This is a genomic window from Planomonospora algeriensis (genome assembly GCF_977012225.1).
Map to the genome: position 1 here is coordinate 1 of NZ_CDRNDK010000549.1, position 3,758 is coordinate 3,758.

The following is a 3,758-nucleotide window of genomic DNA, read 5'->3' on the forward strand; positions in this document are numbered from 1 at the left end:
GCGGGCCCCGCACTACACCGACATGCTGCGGCGGGCCGGGGTGCCCGCCGATCCGGCCGACCCGCGCGCCGGCGCCGCGGCCCTGGTCGAGGCGGGCGTCTACGTGTACGGCACAGCGGAGGAGGTCGCCGAACGGCTGCGCGGCTACCGCGAAGCGGGCGTCGGGGAGGTCGTCCTCAACCTCGCCGGCGTCGTGGCGGCCGAGGGCTTCCCGGCGGCGCTCGCGGACGCCGAGCACCTGCTGCACACCGTGGCGGACGCCGAGCACCCGCTGCACGCCGTGGCGGACGCCGAGCACCCGCTGCACGCCGTGGCGGACGCCGATGAGTGAGACCGGGCGGCTCCAGACCCCGCCGCCACCGCCGTTCCCCGGCGAGCGCCTGCTCATCCTGGCCACCGGCTCGCTCGGCGCCGCCTTCCTGCCGTACTGGCTCAACTGGCTGCGGGGCTCCTACCCGGACCTGGACGTCCGGGTGGTGGTGACCAGGAGCGCGGAGCGGTTCGTCAGCCGGCAGGCGATCGCGGCCCTCATCGGCGGGGACGTGCCCGTCGACGCCTGGCCGGACGATCCGGGACCGGGGTCGCCGCACGTGGAGTACGCGAGCTGGGCCGACGCGGTGGTGGTCTATCCGGCGACCTACCACTTCCTGGGCCGGTTCGCCGGCGGTCTCGCCGACACCCCGATGCTGCTGGCGCTCCAGTGCACCTCCGCGCCGATCGGGATCGCGCCGGCCCTGCCGCCCGGGGCCGACTCCTCCCACGCCTACCGGCGGCACCGCGCCGCGATCGCGGAGCGGCCCAACGTCGTGGTCGTCGACCCGGTGCCGGTCCTGAGCGCCCACACCCGGAAGCGGGACGCCCTGGGGGCGGCCCCGCTCCCCGTCCTGATCGAACGATTGGCCGAGCTGCGCGCCACGCGCGGGAAGGAGGAGGACCAGTGAGCCGAGCCGGTGACTCCTACGGCACGGGTTACGTGCTGACCGCGATCGCCCGGTCGGCCGAGGGGGACTACCGGTGGGCCCGGCGTCCCGGGCCGCACCGGGGCGGCGCGCTCCGCACCCCGGACCCCGCCGTCCTGGACGCCGTCCGTACGGCGGCGCGGGGGCGGGTCGAGCTCACGCTCCCGGAGCGCGCGGACGCCGCCATCATGACGTACCGGGCCGGTCAGGCCCGCTCCCTCGCCGCCGTGCTGCTCGGCCCGGGGGAGGGCGAGAGCGACGACGACGTCGCGCGGATCGCGGCGGACACCCTGGCGGAGACCGGCGCGGCCCTCGCCCGGTTGCACGCCGTACCCCTGCCCCGGGCCGAGCTCCCGTCCCCCGACGGCCTGGTGCGGCTGCTCTGCTGGCTGCGGGACGGGCACGGGCCCGGCGACGCGCCCCGAGCTGCACCGCCGGGGCGGTCCAGGTGCTGGGACGGGAGCGGATGGCCACGGCGGCGGCGTGGTGCCTCCCGCCCGCGGAGGCGCGCGCGCCCTGCTGCACGGCGGCCCCGGCCTGGGCATCCTCCTGCCCCTGGCCCCCGGTGCGCACGGCGCCCTGCTGACCGGGGAGAACCTGGCCGCCGGCCCGCCGGAGTCCGACGTGGGGTGGATCATCGGCGAGCTGGTGGAGCTCCGCGAGTCGGTCCGCCGGTTCGGCGCGCGCCGCGACCTCGACTTCGACCTGTTCATCGGCCGCGTCCTGGACGGCTACGGCGCCGCACTGGACCTCGCCGCCGTAGGCAGGACGACCGCGCTGCGTTTCCTGACCCACCTGCACGACTTCGCCGCCTACCTGAAGTGGAACGACGTCCTCGTGGAGTACCTCGGGCTCGTCGCCGACGTGATCGACACGGCCGGCGCCGGGCGGCTGCTGCCCTCCCCCGGCGGGGTGGTCCGTCCGTGAACACCGCCGAGATCACGCGTGTGACGCTCTCCAACGGACTGCGGATCGTCATCGAGGAGGAGCACTCCGCCCCCGTGGCCGGCGTCGCGGTGCACTACGGCATCGGCTTCCGCGCGGAGGCCGAAGGCTCCTCGGGCCTGGCCCACCTGTTCGAGCACCTGATGTTCCAGAGCGCCGCCGGCACCGGGCCGAGCCACTTCCAGCAGGTCGAACGCGCCGGGGGGTTCTGCAACGCCTCCACCCGCCAGGACTACACCGACTTCTACAGCGTGGTCCCCGCCGACGCGGTCGCGGACGTGATCGCGCTGGAGGCCGGCCGCATGCGCGCCCCCGTGATCACCGAGCGGGCCGTCCGGACCCAGATCTCGGTGATCCGCGAGGAGATCCTGGGCAAGATCCGCAAGCCCTACGGCGGTTTCCCCTGGCCCCGCCTCTCCCCCGTGCTGTTCCGCTCCTTCGCCAACGCCCACGACGGGTACGGCGACTACGCCACCCTCCAGCACGTGACCGTCGCCGACTGCGTGGAGTTCTTCGACCGGCACTACGGTCCGGGCAACGCGGTGGTGACGGTCGCGGGCGACGTCGAGCCCGAGGCGGTGCTGGAGGTCGTCGAGCGCGCCTTCGGGACCGTCGCCCCCCGCCCCGTCGCCCCGCCCGCGCCGTACGGGGAACCGGGACCCGTGGGGCAGGCGGTGGCCGAGTACGCGGACCCGCTGGCGCCGCTGCCCGCCTTCGCCCTCGGTCACCGGGTGCCCGATCCGGCCGCCCGTCCCGAGGCGCACCTCGCGCTGTCCGCCCTGGCCGGCGTGCTGGCCGGCGGTGCACGGCCCCGGCTGCGGGAACGGCTGCACCGGGAGACCGGGCACAACGTCTCCTTCTCGGCCCGCGTCGGCCTGTTCGACCTGCTCGACGCCCGCGACCCCGACATGTGGGTGCTCACCGCGATCCACCCGGCGGACCTTCCGGCCGAACGGGTGCTGGCCGCCGTGGACGCCGAACTGGACGCGCTCGGCGCCGCCGGACCCGCGGACGGGGAACTGCGGCGCCGGCGTACCGCCTGGCTGCTGTCCCACCACCGTTCCATGGACCGGCTCGCCGACCGGGTGCGCGTGCTCGGGCGCTTCGAGCTGCTGTTCGGCGATCCCGGACTGGCCGCGCGGCTGCCCGAGCTGTACGCCGGGGTGGGCGCCGCCGACGTGGCCGCGGCGGCACGCGGCCTGCGCCGGCCCTCCCGCGCGCTGCTGCGGGTCCTCCCGGGGAGGGACCGTGGGTAAGGACCTCGTCGACCGCGCGCCGGCCGACGGGCTGCGCGTGCTGGCGGTACGGCACGGCGCGACCCCCCTGGTCGAGGCACGACTGCTCCTGCCCTCCCCCTGCCCGACCCGGGCCGAGCTGGCCGAGTCGATCCTGCTGGCGGCCTGCCTGTCGCGGGGGCGGGACGCCGGGGACGCCGAGAACGGCGGGGACACCGGGGACGGCGTGGAGCTGGACGTGACGGCCGACGTCCATCAGCTGACCGCCGCCGCCTGCTGCCCGCTGCCCGACGCGGACGCGCTGGCACGGAGGCTGGCCCAGGTGGTGCGGGACGTGCCCGCCGAGGTCGAGCCGGCCCGCGGCCACCTGATCGCGCAGCTCAAGGTGGCCGGGGCGCACCTCGACGTCATGGTGCGGACGGAGCTCGCACGGCACCTGTTCGGCGACCATCCGGCGGCGTTCCCGATGCCGGGTGAGGACGAGCTGGCGGCGATCACCGAGGTACGGCGCCGGCCGTCCGATCCGCGCGGCGCGGTCCTGGTGATCCTCTCCCCGGACGACCCGCGTCGATCGGCCGACGCCGCGGAGCGCGCGCTGGCCGGATGGCGGGCCCCCGCG

The 3,758-nt window shown here is 76.4% G+C and carries 4 protein-coding genes and 1 pseudogene; all 5 read left to right on the forward strand.

Annotated features, from left to right (window positions below):
• A pseudogene (locus ACWJ6R_RS32195) lies at positions 1-331 on the forward strand (hypothetical protein); the annotation flags it as partial.
• Complete coding sequence (locus ACWJ6R_RS32200) at positions 324-941, forward strand: flavoprotein (RefSeq protein ID WP_449065830.1); 618 nt, start codon at positions 324-326, stop codon at positions 939-941. The pseudogene ACWJ6R_RS32195 and the gene ACWJ6R_RS32200, both read left to right, overlap by 8 nt.
• Before the next feature lie 501 nt (positions 942-1,442).
• The gene (locus ACWJ6R_RS32205; protein ID WP_449065831.1) at positions 1,443-1,886 is read left to right on the forward strand and encodes a hypothetical protein; all 444 of its coding nucleotides are present in this window, start codon (positions 1,443-1,445) and stop codon (positions 1,884-1,886) included.
• Positions 1,883-3,160 (forward strand): M16 family metallopeptidase, encoded by a 1,278-nt coding sequence (locus ACWJ6R_RS32210; RefSeq protein ID WP_449065832.1) that lies wholly within the window; start codon positions 1,883-1,885, stop codon positions 3,158-3,160. The genes ACWJ6R_RS32205 and ACWJ6R_RS32210 overlap by 4 nt, the downstream gene beginning before the upstream one ends.
• The coding region (locus ACWJ6R_RS32215) for a hypothetical protein (protein WP_449065833.1) at positions 3,153-3,758 on the forward strand (606 nt) is incomplete at its 3' end. The genes ACWJ6R_RS32210 and ACWJ6R_RS32215, both read left to right, overlap by 8 nt.

Coding starts and splice junctions, on each gene's coding strand:
- ACWJ6R_RS32200 (WP_449065830.1), top strand. CDS start 324: ATGAGTGAGACCGGGCGGCTCCAGACCCCGCCGCCACCGCCGTTCCCC.